Consider the following 15,585-nt stretch of genomic DNA (forward strand, 5'->3'; position numbering starts at 1 on the left):
GGTGATGTCCGATGAATGAGATATCCTTTGAGGAGAAAGGTATCATGCCAATTCCGAGACCACACTTTTCCAGAAATCATCCCGAGCGCTTTGATGCATGCCAGTTGGCGATTGAGGACAAACTGATCGAACTGGTCGGCCAAGCGTCCGACGTAGGCTGGCACAGGGACGAGATACTGTCCGCCATAATCGAGATTGCCGACAACCTGTCCTTGGCGCGGCGTGGCGATATCGCGCTTGCGATAAAAACCCAGTTGTCGAAATTGATGAAGAAAAAGGATGTCTGAATTGGCTGACGCCCAAGCCCATCTCGCGCGCCTTATCGTTGTTGTCGCCTTCACCCGAGTCACAGCGCAAGATCGAGGAGACGGTGCGCGAAAGGCAGATCAGCGGCAAGAAGCTGAAGGCCCGCATGACGCTGACGGCGGATGGCACGGGCCTCACCCACGTGGTGGACGGCGCGATCGAACTTGCGTAAGCTTGGCGAAGCAACCAAGCAAGTCGACGCGGGTAAAGCTGAATGCAAGCCGCTCCATGCCTCGGGTAACCGGAACGTTGCAACAGATCCATCAGACCAGCTAGGGATGGAGTTCTCATGAAGAAGGCTGTGGTTAGGGTTGTCTGTGCCATCGGGCAAGCGGGACAGCTCGGCCTCAAAGGCGGCCTTCCATGGGAAGGCGACCGGTCGCCGGAGTTCGTCGCTGACGTTGCACGGTTTTTCGACGTCACGAGAGGACACGTCCTGCTCGCCGGCCCCAAGACGATCGCGAGCGTTCCGGATTTTGCTCGGGCGGATCGGGAACTTGTCGTCGTTCGCTCCAGCATGGATCCCGAGGACACGCTCCGGCGCTTTGCTGGCCGTGTGGTCTTCATCGGCGGCGGCCCACCGGTCTGGGACGCCTACGCACGCTTCGTCAGCCACTGGGATGTCACGCGGCTGCCCTATGACGGGCCGGCGGACCGCTGGTTCGATGCAAGATGGCTTACGGAGGGTGGCCAAGTTGCCAGAAATCACCACAACCGCTGAACGCCGGGCTCGTATCGATCCGGGCTTATCGCCTATCTCTCTATGAACCGGACAACCGGCGACGTGTCACCAGCTGGCATGTTTTTGGTCCCAACGGATAGTCGACCATACTGCCCAATGATTGCCGCCTTTTCCAGGGAACACTCGATTTTGCGTCTGATGAGCTATTGTCGACGAGCTCAAGTTGATGAAACCACTGTAGCTGGCTTGGTCCTGGCCAACCGCGGCGCAAGGCGGTTCTAGGGCCCTCTTCGCAGCTTCGGCTATGCGTTCTCAAGTGACGGCCTCGACCTGTTCGACCACTCTCCGTATGGAACATAAAGCGCGAGTTTCGGGACCAGATCGACACGTGATTTTTCTACCCGCCCGAGGATCATTTCCGGCCATCTCGAATAGTGGCGCTTCCAAGTGCATCCTGCGGTGTCGGATCGCCGGCGGGAATGAACCTTGTGAAAATGGTGCGTGCAGCGTTGACCGCTACAAGCTTGTGAATATTTGGCAAGACGCGATCCCACCAGCAAACGGCCCAGGCACTTCCCGCGCGAACAATCCTTGCATGTCGACACATAGATGGACCGAGTTTTTTCCAATGGGTCCAAACCGTAAACCGGAGATTGCGTCTATGACCCGTCTCTGGCGACGAATTTATTGAAGCGGCTCATTTTGCCGTCGGCCGTCTTGTCCTGGTAAAGAAAGGCGAGTTTGCGTTCGTCAAAGACCTTGAAGAAATCTTCCCAGGAGATTTTCTCCAAACCTTCTTCCGGTTCGCCGAAGTCAATCCTCAGGATGCCGCCTTCGCCGCTTTCTACCACCTTGGAAGGAACACCTTTGCGCTCTTCAGACCAGCGCCGAATTGTTTTGTGGTCGGTTGTTGTTTTGCTGTCGGTCATCCTCTTTCCTCAATTTGCGGCAAACAGGGCATTGCACTCAATCCGACGGTGTTCGCCTGGCGTGTTCGTTTTCTTTGGTATTGCTCTCGAATGTCTCAACCTCGTCCTGACAGCCCTCGCGGACTGGCCCTTACCGAACGCGTTCGCCATCGATGTCTTCTGTGGGGTCAACTTGCGACCAGTATTTTGGTTCCCATTACCGCTGCGTCGGAGGCTTTGGCAGGGTGACGAACACGATCTGGCTATGCCTTGCGGGGGCGCTTGCTGTCATCTTCCTTAAGATCGGCTCGTTGTCCGGGAGTTGGCGGTTGCCCCGGTGCCGGAAAGGGCGTGTCCTTCGGCTTGGGCTTTTCGGGTAGAATATCATTGTCATCGGGTTTGGGCGGGGTGACAGGGGGCGTCATTGGCTTACCTCTTTTGTTGTTCGTCTCGTGGAGTTTCAAACACCCTTGGCAACCCAAAGTTCCCTTTGAAGGTCTTTGGTGAGGGCCATCAGCTTGGCGTCGTCCTTAACCTGCAGCTTCTCCGGTTCAAGGATGGAGCCTTCTACGACGAGGTCGGAAAACTCACCGACTTTCCCTTTGGTTTGGGCTATACCTTCAGAAGGTATAGCAAAGCTATCATGGAAACGGACAAAAGAAGGAAGTGCAGTCTGGAATACATCGGGCCTCCGAGGCGAACTTGAATTGGGCTACAGGCTCGCAACGTCGACAGAGGCTTTTTGATTCCCTATCCTTTGCAGCCATTGCCACCGAACTGACAACCCGGTGCCGGCCGGCTGCGGCAATGATGGCCTCGTTGAAATGAACATCGTGCATTCCTGCTAACTGCCACTTACGCCCGAAGTTCCACCACGCGATTTTCCCGTAATCTGGCTGCGGGCAATATAGCCCCGGACGCAGCTAACACGTGGGGTTGCAGCACGGCCTGCCAGCGCTTGCCAACCAAGCTGCCGCACTTCCGCCCATGGAAAGTATTTTCCCTCAAGAGGAACGGAAGGCCATCCGGACGGTTGTTTGTCACAGAAGTGTGAATTCAGACAATGGAGGCTGTCATGTCAGAACCGTTAAGCGTTGGCCGGCGTTCCGAATGGCCGGCATCAGACAATCCCGCCTCAATAGCAGAGGCCTACAATCAAGTCTCGTGGGGCGCGATTTTTGCCGGGGTCTTCCTCGCCCTGGCATCGCAGTTTCTTTTAAATCTGTTGGGGGTAGGCATCGGCGCAGCTGTGCTGGATCCCGCGACGACTGACAATCCGGCGGCGTCTACCTTCTCGATCGTCGGAGGTATCTGGTATGTCGTGGCGGGCATCATAGCTGCGTTCATAGGCGGATATGTCGCCAGTCGCCTGTCAGGCCGCCCTTCGAAATCAACCGGGGGATTTCATGGACTGACAGTGTGGGCGGTCACCACCATCGTCGTCCTTTACCTGTTGACGACTTCGGTCGGAGCACTCGTCGGCGGCGCGTTCAGCGGGCTCAGCAGCGTCGTCGGTGGAGCGGGCCAAGCCGTGGGTTCAGCCGCATCGTCCGCCATACCGGCGGTTGCCAGCGCCACAAACCCAATGGGTCAAATTGAGGAACAGATTCGCAGCGCCAGCGGCGGGACCGATCCTGAAGCGCTGCGCTCGACAGCGGTTTCCTCCATCCAGGCAGCCTTGACGGGCGATCCCGCCAAGGCCGAAGAGGCAAAAACACGCGCCGCCGACGCACTGGCACGCGCCAACAACATTCCGGCGGACCAGGCTCGCAAACAGATTGACGAGTATCAAGCTCAGTACACCGCGTCGGTGGAGAAGATCAAACAGGAAGCCATCCATACCGCGCAGACCACGACGACCGTCATCTCGAGCGGTGCCATTCTCGCCTTCTTTGCCCTGCTTCTTGGAGCGGCGGGCGGATGGTTCGGCGGCACGGCGGGCACCAGGTTCGGCCGGTCCCGGTAGCACAACGGTATTTAGGAGCCGTCATCGAAAACGCCTCGCCATCCTCTTGGACGGCGGGGCACCCCCAATCAAATCGTTGCTTCGAAGACAAAAGTTACGGTGAGGTCTCCCAGATGAGCAGCAACACGAATACCTCGACGAGAAAGAAACGAGGTTCCAGTCGAAGGGCTGCAAAAAAGCAGTCCGAGGATCGGCGTTTTCTGCGCGACAACGGCCTCTCCATAGCGCTCTTTGCCGCCTTCGGCTTGAGCATGGTCGGTATGATCGTTGCCGGATACCACTATCAGAATGAAGAGCTCGCGACACACGGTCTGCCCGCGATCTCGATCGGCAGCTATCTCATGGATGAGAGCTTTTTGTCGGCCCTGTTCGAGAACTGGGAAAGCGAATGGCTGCAGATGGCGATTTATGTCGTCTTTACGGCATACCTTTTCCAGCGCGGATCGGCGGAATCCCGCGACCCTGACGAGGCGATCGGCAAAAAGGCCGACGACGAAAAGCCCGTCTACCCAGCCGCGATGTCCCGTTCCAACCTGCTGCGCTGGCTTTACCGCTATTCGCTCGGTCTGACCCTGTTCGTATTGTTTGTGCTGTCGTTCGTCGGACATTTCCTCGCCAGCAACGCCGCCTCGAACGCCGATGCACTGGCACATGGAGACGAAACAAAATCGCTTCTTGAATACCTCGGCAGTTCGCAACTCTGGTTCGAATCCTTTCAGAACTGGCAATCGGAGTTCTTCTCGACCGGAATGCTGGTGGTGCTGTCGATCTACCTTCGCTTCAAAGGTTCGCCGGAATCGAAAGGGCTTGACGCCGGTCATGACGAAACGGGGGCTTGAAGCGGTGGAGGTCCCAGCCCCTATGGGTGCGCGTATTGGAAGGCATCGTGGTGGTCAAAAAAAGGGCCCGATTGAGCGGGCCCTCTTCTTACTTCATTTTGACGTTGGGTTCGCGCGACCAAATACGCAAATTTCCGAGAACCTCGATAAATGCGGCGACATCTTTAGAGCCGGCAAGGAGGACGACGCCTTCGTCCAGCTCGTTCAAAATCCCGGCCTTTTCAAATAACGGCAGGGCAGCGGCGGTGTAACCAATGAACTTGCAGTGAGCAAAAGCATCAGCCACAAAATCCCGCGCCGTCGACTCCCTCAGCAGGTCAATCATGCCGCTTTCCGAGGGCAGGACGGCAACGGCGTCATAAAGCACAGAAGGACCACCATCGATCATCTGGTGACCTTCGATGAACGAGCCGTCTGACGCTTGAGCACCGCCAACTGTTGGGGTTATAATCTCGAACATCGCTTTCTCTGCGAGCAGGGCCTTTTGAAGGGCCTGGACAAGCTTGGCATCAAAGCCATCGGTCAACAAAATGCCGAGCTTCCTGCCCTCAAAGCGTTGCGGACCGTTCTTGATTATGCTGAGTGCGGGTGATGGAGCAAGGTCCTGCCTTGTGGGAACAGCGGCGTCAGCCGGCGACGGCAATTCTTTCAGCCCCAGTCCCCGAGCAACTTTCCCCGCCAAGGTATCGTCAATGTTCAAAAGGTGGGAGACGACACGTTCGCGAATAACCGGCGTTTTGACTTTACTGAGCTCAAACGTCAGTGCTGCCGCGATGTGCTTTTGTTCCGGCAACGTCTGGGAGATGTAAAACTGGCGGGCCTGACTGTAATGATCTGCAAAGGATTCAGCCCGCAACCGAACTTTTTGACCAGATTCAGCATCGGCGAATGCCCGGAAGCCCTTGTCCGGCGATTCCCTCGGCCCCTCGCCCCATGAATTGGGCTGGTAGTTCACCCGGCCGATAGGGTTGCGCATGGCCATATGTCCATCTTGCTGGAAATTGGCGAACGGGCATTTGGGGGCATTGATGGGGATATGGGTGAAATTGGGTCCTCCGAGGCGTTTCAGCTGCGTGTCGAGATACGAGAAGTTGCGGCCCTGAAGCAGTGGATCGTTTGAAAAGTCGATCCCCGGTGGTACGTTTTGGGTCATGAAGGCGACCTGTTCGGTCTCGGCGAAGAAGTTGTCGGGCATCCGGTCCAGGACAAGCCGTCCAACAGGGATCGGCGGCAGAATTTCTTCGGGGATGATCTTGGTCGCGTCCAGAATGTCGAAATCGAAATTGTCGGCAAATTCTTGATCGAACAATTGGACCTGCAACTCCCATTCGGGAAATGCGCCTGATTTGATCGATTCCCACAGGTCGCGGCGATGGAAATCCGGATCAGCGCCATTGACCTTGACCGCTTCGTTCCACGCGACGGATTGGAGGCCGAGTTTCGGCTTCCAGTGGAATTTTACGAAAGTGGATGCATCCTGAGCGTTGACGAAACGAAATGTGTGAACGCCGAAACCTTCCATGAAGCGGAACGAGCGCGGGATAGCCCGATCTGACATGACCCACATGATCATGTGCATGCTTTCCGGGGTCAGGCTGATGAAGTCCCAGAAATTGTCATGTGCCGACTGGGCCTGCGGAAATGCCCGGTCGGGCTCCTGTTTGACAGCATGGATTATGTCTGGAAACTTTATGGCGTCCTGAATGAAAAAAACCGGGATGTTGTTGCCGACGAGGTCCCAGTTCCCCTCCTGGGTGTAGAGCTTGACGGCAAATCCTCGCACGTCCCGTGCCAGATCGAACGACCCTTTGTTTCCGGCGACCGTGGAAAACCGCACGAATGCCGGCGTGCGCTGACCGGCTTTTTGGAACAGATCGGCCCTGGTATAATTTGCAAGAGACTCATACGTCTCAAAGAATCCATGGGCTCCATAGCCGCGTGCATGCACCACCCGTTCCGGAATTCGTTCGTGGTCGAAGTGGAAGATTTTCTCGCGGAAATGGAAATCCTCAAGAACGGTGGGACCCCTTTCGCCGATTTTCAACGAATTTTGATCGTCGGCCACTGGTCCGCCCTGAGCGGTCGTCAATATGGGGGTGGTGCCTTCAGCAACCTGATGCAGTTCGCCGCCATTGCCGCGGCGCAATTTCTGGTCGTGTATTGTTGCATCAGCAGATTTTTCCGGTGTTTCAGACATGTCGTAAATCCTTTGAAGATGAGTGCAGGAAGCGGCAGAACGAGGGGCTATCTTTTCTTGGCTTTGCTGCTGTCCCCGGCATCGGAGATACTGTCGAGATCGGCATCGGTTTGCATTTCTTCCTGCAAGGTGGCATCGAGCAGGTCGACGGCATCGGTTAGCCCCAGCGACGTGGCCAGCTTCTTGAGCGCCCTGTATTTGACGATCTCGTAATGCTCGACCGCCTGGGCACCGGCGATCAAACCAAGGTCAAGTGCCGGACTATCCGCATACTCCGCGATGATTTGCTCGCCCTCTTCGATGATGGCGTCTATGGCAGGGCACGTCTTGCCCTTTGCCGGTTTCCCCAAGGCATCGAACACTTGTTCCAGACGTTGAATATGGGTCTTGGTCTGTTCGAGATGTTTTTCGAAAGCGGCCTTTAGACTTGCCGCCTTCGCCGCCGCCGCCATCTTTGGCAAAGCGGCAACGATCTTGTTCTCGCCATAGTAAATGTCCTTCAAACCATCATAGAACAGGTCTTCAACTGTTTTGATCTGCATAGGGATGCTCCTTGTCAAAAGTGCAACCTTAACTTGCCGCCGCCGAAGATGTTCCCTGTCGTCCTGTTTTAGCGTGATTTTCAGCTGATGAGCGCCCAATGACGAAGCTAACGCGACCGATTTCGCCCAATCAGCACGCGGTCTGATGTCACTCATTGCCTCGTGAGCAGCGGCACAGAATGCGGCGCGCGAATGTTCGAGCATTGAAGGCAGTTCAAGTGACGCATAACAAATTGCCATCGCATCTTCGTACTCCGGCCCACCTTCATCGAGCCAGTGGTTGAGCATCCAGAACAAGGCTTCCAGAGGGCCCTCAATATTGCAGCCCTTTTCCGCTTTATCGACCAATGTCGTTCCGCTGTAGACCAAGCAGAGGCGGCGCAAAGTCGGTATGCGACTGCCCCTTAAGGGATCGACGACCAAGGCGGGCACACGTCGCGCCGTTGTTCCAAAAACCTACTTCTTAATAACTCACGACTCGATGTCCTCCTACAGCGCCACCTTCATTTTCTGCACCTCAGCCAGATGTTGCTCCAGCGTCGGAAGCGTTTTGGCGGCAAAGGTCTTTAGCCCGCCTTTTTCGCCGTTTTTCGCGTAATCGGAGAACAAGGCAGCAGCTGTTTCGTGCGCCTTCAGCTGTTCCGCCCGGTACATTGCGTCAAAAGCTGATTTGTCCGCGGCCTTTAGCGCGTCCAATCTGGCTTGATGTTTTTGATCGAGTTTCTCCGGAACCTTGACCTTGTCCGCTTTGGCAGCCGGCATCATTTCCTGGCCGGCCTTGGTATGGTCAGCGATCATATCCTCTGCGAACTTTTTCGTGGCTGATGCACGTCTGTTTTGACAAGGCTGACTTGCCCATGCCGTTAGGAATAAGGGGGCAGCTTCAATTGAGAAGCTCGTCCTCTTCGTAAAAGTGCCAATCCTGTAAGCAGCATGACGGCTCCCCAAATAAGGAAGCCAATATCCCAGTAAACCCAAAGTTCATGCCGTACGGTTTCGTTGACATGGTGAAGGCCGAGCAGATGATGGTCAACGAAACCCTCGATCAAATTGAACAAACCAAAGCCAATCAGCATGGTTGCCAAAAGTTGAGCTGCCGACCACCGAAAATGTCGTTTGCGCGCAGTATTCCACAAGACGATCAATCCTGAGACCGTGAACACATACGTTCCGGCGTGGAATACGCCGTCGAGCATTGTATTGAATTCCAGATTTTCAACGCTGTCGGCGGGATATCCCGCACTGGTTGCCATGTGGTGCCATTGCAATATCTGGTGCAGAACAATCCCGTCGAAAAAACCTCCAAGACCGAGGCCGAGGAGTACCCTCCCAACACTGGAAATGCTTTGGGCGCTTGTCCAGAGGCTTGGTTCTTTTCCTCAGCTTGGCTCATGCTTGTGTTCATTTTGATCCAACCGCCTGGGTCCGTCAGTAACTATTCCGCAGCGCAGACGTTCCCCAAGGCCTCAATGTCAAATGGTGCGAGCACGGTTGGAAGCGTCAGCCAATTTACTCTGGGGATGCATGCAAAGATGATTTCGCAAGCTGTTGCGCCATCGCCAGATTTTCCTGCGGAAGGTATTAGTCGCTCTTAACGGTTCTGCTGTGGCGTGGAAATCTTCCCAAGGATCCAGCCTTAATGCAGCTATGCGAGTTGGCGCGTTGTCCACCGTGAAGTAGTCAGGACCAATTGAGGGACCGAGCTCGTCCCACGCCAAGGGTATGCAATCTTCCAGGACCCGATCAGTCCTGGCGGATCCAGGCGACGGACCGCTTGCTACTATGCCTTCACAAGCCGAGAATTTAGAATGGTCTCGTCTCCTGAGCCCCGACCGCCGCAAGCGGGATTTGGTGCGGCCGCTGCGAGGGGCGACCGTATGTGAGGTGGATAGGTCTGCTTGCAGACCGTGTCATGCAAAGGGTTCGGGCCATGGATCCTGTTAACTTTCGCCAGATGGCAACTGGTGCTGATTATACTCTTGACTCAACTACTCTCCATGTGAGGAATGAGCTAGCCTTCCAAGAAAAGCTTATTTGCGCCTCCAAATCTCATCGCTCGCTTCTCCGTCCAAACGCTCGTCCGCCTGTGCGAAGGCCGCTTCATATAAGCTTTCGAGGGCATCGAGACGCTCATCTCCCAAGGATGCGAGTTCACGCATCCGCGCCCGCTTCGAGAATTTTCCCGACCCGCTCTGGAGGAAGCTGAATGCCAGTTCCTCGAGGCGGCCTTCGATATCCATCGAGCGTTTGACGGACGCCTTGAAAAGATCGTGTGCCTCCAGATAGCGGACTTCGCGCGGCAGGTCGTGCTCGATGGTCCGGATGATGCAATGCGCTAGAAACTCGGTCTGGATCGTCGCGTCGAAGTAGCGGTAGAAGTCGGCCGTATCGTTGTCGATGGCCACGTTGCCATCCGGCGTAGGCCTCCACTTCACGAGAGGCAGGATGCGGGAGGAGTATGATTCGAGAGCGGACAGATAGGCATCGATCTCGTCATTCATCACGGACGAGACGGGGAAGATCATTCCTTTCGGGCTGAAACCGGACTGCGCCAAGACGTGATGGATCAGGTACCGATGCAGTCGCCCATTGCCGTCCGCGAACGGGTGGATGAACACGAAGCCGAATGAGAGCGTGGCCGCGGCCACGATGGGCGGCATGTGCGCAGAGTCGAGCGCGTCGTACGCGATCAGGCCCTCGACCAAGGACGGAACGTCGTCTGCACGTGCGCTGATGTGGCTTGGGATCGGCTCATGCGTCGATCGGTCATGGCGACCGATGAAGCCTTCCTCTTCCCTCAGGCCGAGTTTCACGGCACCGGCACCTTCGAGAACGATGCGCTGAAGTCGTTCCAGTTCCACCCTGCTGATCGGGTGTTTGCCCGCCTGCGAGACGGCCCGTCCCCATCGATGGAGCCGATCGTTGCTTGGCCTTTCTCCCTCGATCTCGAACGTCGATTTCGTGTCCTCCAGAAGAAGAAAAGCGGCTGCTCGGCGAAGGATGTCAGGCGATATTTGCGCGATGACTTCCGCCGCGCGATGCGACAGGTCAGCGGATGCAATGGCGTTCAGGCTATCGGTCTTACGGACGAGCGGACAGAATTCCCTGGTACCGGGAATGTTGTCCTTCACCCTGAATCGGCGGGAGGTCGTTCCGGTACCTGCGAACTGGAGGTCGGAGTCAATCACCTCGACATAGCGACCTCCGGCGGAGTCCGGCGCGTCGAGGCGCTCGTCGAACAGCCATTCGTACAGGTGAGCGATCCGACGGGTGTACGCTCCGGATGGAGCATCGTTGAGAAGCTGCTGGATCGGCGCGGGACCTGTCGCCTGAAAAAGGCGTTTCAACACCAGAAGGTCGACCCCTTCGTATTTCAACGCGAACGTCAGGTGCCCGACCAGCGTTGCTTCCGGAGCGTGTCGCTGCGTGAAAATCCTCCACCCATCCTGCGTGTACTCACGGTGTCGGGAGGACGTGGCGGATCGTGTCCATGGGATGGTCACATCCAGACGGTATGCATCGATCAAGGCGACGTATCCCGCAGGAGTCGCCTCCTCCGGCAACCAATCATCGAAGAGTGTTGTGCTAGGGCCAGAGAAGGTGGGTATCATGAAAAACGTTCCCGCGCCAAGAAATTCGTACCTTTATAGCCTGATCCTATGAAAACTGTCCACAGATGAGCAAATTACAACGAATTCCGGGAAAAACGTTCCGGCATCCCACGAAATGTTCCTAATGTCATCCAATCGATGAAAAACGTTACTTTTTAACTCCTAGAGCTAACTTCGTTGCAACCTCCCGCAAAGAACGCGCGAACATGTGGACGCCACTGCCTTTCGGTGTTTTGCAGTAGCAGACAAGCAAGAAGCGTGTCGGCATCGATGTGAAACGACAATGGCGTGTTAATGCACGCCAGATTGCCCTGTTCTCACCTGCAGGGTTCATTGTGCAGCCCTTATCCCTAAAATCCGAACGCTTTCGAACGTTAACGTGGGCCGCTTCAGATGCTGAATCCTTCTGACAAATACGGCAGGGATCGGATCGCCTCGGGCACTGCTTCGTAGCGTTGCCCCGTCCGCCTGTAGAATTCGCGATACAATTCCAGCGCACGTACATACCGCTTGTATTCCGAAGCCTTGGCTTTCGCGTCGGCAGTCGCATTCCCTTGTACATTGAAGGGTCGCTTCCGATGCAATTGGATTAGGCATGTTCGTAAAACTTTGGTGGCGGTTGCTACCATAAAACTGCTTTCGACTTCATGCCACCTGCCAATATAGTTACCGCAAGTGGTACACAATATTGGACTGTCAGATGGAACTTTTGTCGGTAGGCGCAGATAAGTCGTGTGGCTTCGCAGCGCTCCAAACGTCCATTTAACTGCGTCGCCTCCACGTTTAGAGTTTGAAGAATATCGGCTGTGAAAACCTGCGTGGCACTATGTCCTCTAGAAGCCACTTGCGTACCGGCGGTTGTCGCACAATTGACACCCCCGCCTATGTGGCAGAAGTTTGCTTGTCGTCAGTGCACTTTTGCCAGCTGGGGCTGGAGAGATGCGACGTGCTCCCGCCTTACAGTGAGCTGCGCTACGTATAAATTCTTCCACGATCAAAAATACACGTCTGAGGAATGCCACATCTTGCCCTATGCTCACAATATGGCGGTGGCATCCTTCCTTCAAACACACTCTCGTTCAATCTATGGAAACTTGGACCTGGGGGACAATCATCAAGTTTTTTAAGGAAGGCATGCGTGACCCGAAGCGACTTGCGATCGCAGCGACCGGTCAGCACCGCGTTCGAGACGCCAAGATGAGGCCCGCTTCCAAGAGTTCGCCAGTGTGGGATGAACAAAGATTCGAACCATATCGTCTCCCCAGCAACCGCCATCGGCGTTTAGCTATCGCTTAGCCGTCTCTGCGTCTGTCGATTCCCTCTTCAGGAACGTTCGCGTGACTTCGCCAGCGTGATCTGCCAGCCATTGTGCCATGGCCTCTTCTTCTGTCAAAATCTCTTCGCAAATTTGGTGTGTCTGGTCGTCGCCGACAAAGTTGGCTGCCTCAGCAAGCCCCGGCATCCTTCATACCTGAGGTGGCAGTATTTCGACGCTCAAGACAACTTCGAATCATTTGCGCATGCCGCTCGGTTTCGGCTATATGTTCATTAATGCGCTCGCGAAGTTCCGGATAGTTTTCCAGACGGCTTTGTTGACCCTTGAGCATAGTAAGCGCTTGCTCTTCCATAGCGTGCGCATCACGCAGCCAATCATTCAGCATTTTATCTGCAGCAGTCATTGAATGTCCTCCATCCAAAATCCGCTAACAAAGCTGGGTGAAGATTGTTCCCCTGCTTTGCACCGGAGAGGTTTGACCTTCGGAGTGCTGTCAGAATCGCTGGGCGGTCAGAACAAGCCGATGTCCCGGCCTGCCGGATACTCGATACAAGAGCAGGTCGGGTGCTGATGGAAATGCGACCGTCAGTCGTTGCAGCGTGCGCCTGTATGGTTAACAAAAGATGAGGCCCGAGGTTTACCCCGGAGAGGATTGAGCGCCAGGCCCCTGCCGAAGAGCCGGAATCTCAAACGCGGTACAAACCTTGGTGAGGAATGATGTTCCGAACACGTAAATTGCCGACGATGTCATCATTCTAGCACGAAATCCTATCTCGAGCCGCGGCAATGGTAGAAACGGTGACCTCCTCGTCGGCCGCCTTTGCTGCCACCGCTATCGCATCGCGCATGGCTTGTCGAAAAGCTTCATTACGATACTGGGAGTCGCCAGCGTTTTCATGGGGGTTGTCATATCACGAAGGATTGCGGACGCAGGCTCATTGTCAGCCATTGAGTTCACTGACATGCTTTTAACAACCTAATGGCACGAACGTTTAGGCATCGGATACGTCAATGATGATCAATTGTTGCGGCAAAAACGACTTTCAGCAAAGTGAACCATGACGATTTTTTCGGTTAGACATTCGACGGTCTATCGCTATGTGCGACCAGTTGCCTTCGGTGAGCACCGCTTGATGTTTCGTCCGCGAGACAGTTTTGACCAGCGCCTTTTGGAGGCAACATTGGTTGTCGAACCAACGCCCAAACAAATACGCTGGATTCACGACGTCTTCGGCAATTGTGTCGCGCTCATCGACGTCACTGCAACTGCGTCGGAGTTAAGATTTCAAAGCCACATTCGCCTCGACCATACGCCGGACGCGGGGCTTGATCTGCAGATTGACGAAAAGGCGCTCAGCTATCCCTTCGCTTATGCGAACGATGAGATTGCTGATCTGGAGCACACAATTGAGCGTCACTATCCGGATCGTGACGATGAAGTCGGCCGCTGGGCCAGACAGTTCGTTCGGGTCGGCCATCCGACGGAAACGGGCCACCTGCTCATGACGCTCTGCTACGGAATTCATGAGAGCTTCGTGTATGAGCGTCGGGCAGCTCGGGGAACGCAGTCCCCTGTTCAGACTTTGCAACTGCGGCGAGGCACCTGCCGGGACTTTGCCGTGCTGATGATGGAGGCCGCCCGTTCACTGGGATTAGCGGCGCGCTTTGTTACTGGTTACATTTACGTACCAAGTCGCGATGGCTCGATAACTCGCGGCGGCGGATCGACTCATGCGTGGTGCCAGATCTATCTTCCGGGAGCCGGATGGGTGGAATTCGATCCAACGAATGGGATAGTCGGAAACAGGGATTTGATCCGGGTGGCTGTTGCCCGCGACCCGCGGCAAGCCATTCCACTGACCGGAAGCTACGACGGTGACGCCTCCTACTATGATGGAATGTCGGTGCAGGTGAATGTCACAACAGAGGACACGATGCCATGATTGAAGATTTGTAGGGAACCCATTGTGGCTCCTTGACGTTGCCGCATGATTGTCAACAAGGCAGTCGGCTATAATCAAGGAGAGACGATGAAGATACGCGCCGGGTTCACCTTGGGATACGAGTGCCTACAGCCGACAGCGATGTTGCTGGTGCTGAATATTCATCCCTCGCGGCGCGTCGATCTTCTGACCGAACAGAACCTGACGTTCAACCAGCCAATCGATGCGTGGGGTTATACGGATGGATTTGGCAATGCCTGCACCCGTATTGTCGCCCCGCCCGGACTTACGACAATCTCCTCTGAATTCGTAATCTATGACGGCGGCGAGCCAGACGTCATTCCCCGGAATGCCATCCAGCACGACATCAAGGATTTGCCCGACGATGTTCTCGTCTTCCTCCTCGGTAGCCGCTATTGCGACACGGACAGGCTTGGCGACTTTGCCTGGTCGCAGTTCTCATCGACACCCTTGGGCTGGCCTCGGGTTGAGGCGATCCGGGACTACGTCCACGACCACATAGCCTTCGACTATCAGAAAGCCGATCCACTAAGAACAGCCTATGGCGGATATATGGACAGGACAGGCGTGTGCAGAGATTTTTCCCATCTCGCCATCACCCTTTGCCGCTGCATGAACATTCCCGCGCGTTATTGCACGGGGTATCTTGGCGACATCGGCGTCCCATTCAATCCGGATCCCATGGACTTCAGCGCATGGTTCGAAGTCTATCTTGGCGGTCACTGGCACACCGTCGATGCCCGCCACAACACGCCGCGCATAGGGCGCATACTCATGGCCACTGGGCGTGACGCAACCGACGTGGCCATATCCACCAGTTTCGGTGCCTCGTTACTCACCCGCTTTGAGGTAATTGCAGAGGATGTGACGACCGCCAATCCGACCTGACTGTCAACGGCCCGTGCTGGCGGCACCCGTTGACAGGTAGAGGGGACGCGCAGTGACCGATAAGGTTTTCCATGCCTTGTTTCTCTCGCATCCCGGGGATGGCTGAAGCAATCATCAACCGCATCGGCAGCCGCGTTTTCGTCTCCTATAGCGTGGGTACCGAGCCTGCGGGGAAACGGTAAGAGATGCGCAGTTTATGATAATCAAGAACTGGTCGCTGGCCATATCCGTCTATGGCACCTCTTCTTTGTCGGCGTTGCGCTTGGCGTAGGGAGCCGCTCAGCTTCGTTATGCCGAACGGCGACGCCGAAGATATCCCCTGCCTTCCGAAGATCTGCCGCCACTCGAGCGTCCATTGATGACGAAGCGCTATGGCATCGTTGCTTTTACGGAGGTGTGCGGGGAG

The 15,585-nt window shown here is 55.6% G+C and carries 16 protein-coding genes and 1 pseudogene; 7 read left to right on the forward strand and 10 right to left on the reverse strand.

The genetic code is table 11. The annotated features are described in order from the left end of the window. The first annotated feature begins 44 nt into the window (after positions 1-44). The 3 genes from LB462_RS28925 (at position 45) to LB462_RS28935 (ending at position 1,027) form a co-directional block, all read left to right on the forward strand. Positions 45-287 carry a hypothetical protein gene (locus LB462_RS28925; protein WP_224515232.1) on the forward strand — a complete coding sequence of 81 codons (243 nt, stop codon included), beginning with the start codon at positions 45-47 and terminating at the stop codon, positions 285-287. Positions 288-325: 38 nt separating this feature from the next. Then, entirely contained in the window at positions 326-478 is a 153-nt protein-coding gene (locus LB462_RS28930; RefSeq protein WP_224515235.1) for a DUF6494 family protein, read from the forward strand. A 117-nt stretch (positions 479-595) separates the two neighbouring features. Continuing rightward, a complete protein-coding gene (locus LB462_RS28935; protein ID WP_224515236.1) occupies positions 596-1,027 on the forward strand; it encodes a thymidylate synthase family protein in 432 nt (143 codons plus the stop codon). Between the two features lie 620 nt (positions 1,028-1,647). Here LB462_RS28935 and LB462_RS28940 read toward each other — a convergent pair. Next, positions 1,648-1,917: a hypothetical protein gene (locus tag LB462_RS28940; protein ID WP_224515238.1), complete on the reverse strand. Its 270-nt coding sequence runs from the start codon at positions 1,915-1,917 to the stop codon at positions 1,648-1,650. A 242-nt stretch (positions 1,918-2,159) separates the two neighbouring features. Then, positions 2,160-2,321, reverse strand: coding sequence for a hypothetical protein (locus LB462_RS28945; RefSeq protein ID WP_224515240.1), 162 nt, complete (start codon positions 2,319-2,321; stop codon positions 2,160-2,162). Between the two features lie 650 nt (positions 2,322-2,971). Between LB462_RS28945 and LB462_RS28950 the strand changes: the two genes are divergently transcribed. Next, positions 2,972-3,862, forward strand: a complete 891-nt coding sequence (locus tag LB462_RS28950; protein ID WP_224515252.1) for a PhnA-like protein — start codon at positions 2,972-2,974, stop codon at positions 3,860-3,862. Between the two features lie 113 nt (positions 3,863-3,975). Beyond that, complete coding sequence (locus LB462_RS28955) at positions 3,976-4,701, forward strand: DUF6766 family protein (RefSeq protein ID WP_370637336.1); 726 nt, start codon at positions 3,976-3,978, stop codon at positions 4,699-4,701. An 88-nt stretch (positions 4,702-4,789) separates the two neighbouring features. Here LB462_RS28955 and katE read toward each other — a convergent pair whose 3' ends face one another. From katE to LB462_RS31715, 8 genes and pseudogenes are all read right to left on the reverse strand, one after another. Beyond that, positions 4,790-6,898 (reverse strand): catalase, encoded by a 2,109-nt coding sequence (gene katE / locus LB462_RS28960; protein ID WP_224515254.1) that lies wholly within the window; start codon positions 6,896-6,898, stop codon positions 4,790-4,792. A gap of 47 nt (positions 6,899-6,945) precedes the next feature. Continuing rightward, positions 6,946-7,440 carry a YciE/YciF ferroxidase family protein gene (locus LB462_RS28965; protein ID WP_224515272.1) on the reverse strand — a complete coding sequence of 165 codons (495 nt, stop codon included), beginning with the start codon at positions 7,438-7,440 and terminating at the stop codon, positions 6,946-6,948. 168 nt (positions 7,441-7,608) lie between these two features. Further along, a pseudogene (locus LB462_RS31705) lies at positions 7,609-7,872 on the reverse strand (DUF982 domain-containing protein); the annotation flags it as partial. A gap of 57 nt (positions 7,873-7,929) precedes the next feature. Next, positions 7,930-8,418 carry a DUF4142 domain-containing protein gene (locus tag LB462_RS28975; RefSeq protein ID WP_370637337.1) on the reverse strand — a complete coding sequence of 163 codons (489 nt, stop codon included), beginning with the start codon at positions 8,416-8,418 and terminating at the stop codon, positions 7,930-7,932. Continuing rightward, on the reverse strand, positions 8,304-8,783 hold the full coding sequence (locus LB462_RS28980; protein ID WP_224515276.1) for a DUF2243 domain-containing protein: 480 nt from the start codon (positions 8,781-8,783) through the stop codon (positions 8,304-8,306). The genes LB462_RS28975 and LB462_RS28980 overlap by 115 nt, the downstream gene beginning before the upstream one ends. Positions 8,784-9,470: 687 nt before the next feature. Next, positions 9,471-11,051 (reverse strand): Fic family protein, encoded by a 1,581-nt coding sequence (locus tag LB462_RS28985; protein ID WP_224515257.1) that lies wholly within the window; start codon positions 11,049-11,051, stop codon positions 9,471-9,473. Positions 11,052-12,336: 1,285 nt separating this feature from the next. Further along, positions 12,337-12,513: a DUF892 family protein gene (locus LB462_RS31710; RefSeq protein ID WP_370637338.1), complete on the reverse strand. Its 177-nt coding sequence runs from the start codon at positions 12,511-12,513 to the stop codon at positions 12,337-12,339. Beyond that, a complete protein-coding gene (locus LB462_RS31715) occupies positions 12,497-12,730 on the reverse strand; it encodes a DUF892 family protein (protein WP_370637339.1) in 234 nt (77 codons plus the stop codon). The genes LB462_RS31710 and LB462_RS31715 overlap by 17 nt, the downstream gene beginning before the upstream one ends. A 655-nt stretch (positions 12,731-13,385) precedes the next feature. Here LB462_RS31715 and LB462_RS28995 point away from each other — a divergent pair. Beyond that, positions 13,386-14,270: a transglutaminase family protein gene (locus LB462_RS28995; RefSeq protein WP_224515259.1), complete on the forward strand. Its 885-nt coding sequence runs from the start codon at positions 13,386-13,388 to the stop codon at positions 14,268-14,270. Between the two features lie 87 nt (positions 14,271-14,357). Next, the gene (locus LB462_RS29000) at positions 14,358-15,179 is read left to right on the forward strand and encodes a transglutaminase-like domain-containing protein (RefSeq protein ID WP_224515261.1); all 822 of its coding nucleotides are present in this window, start codon (positions 14,358-14,360) and stop codon (positions 15,177-15,179) included. Positions 15,180-15,585: the final 406 nt, after the last annotated feature.

This window comes from Phyllobacterium chamaecytisi (assembly GCF_020164455.1).
Lineage (GTDB): Bacteria > Pseudomonadota > Alphaproteobacteria > Rhizobiales > Rhizobiaceae > Phyllobacterium > Phyllobacterium chamaecytisi.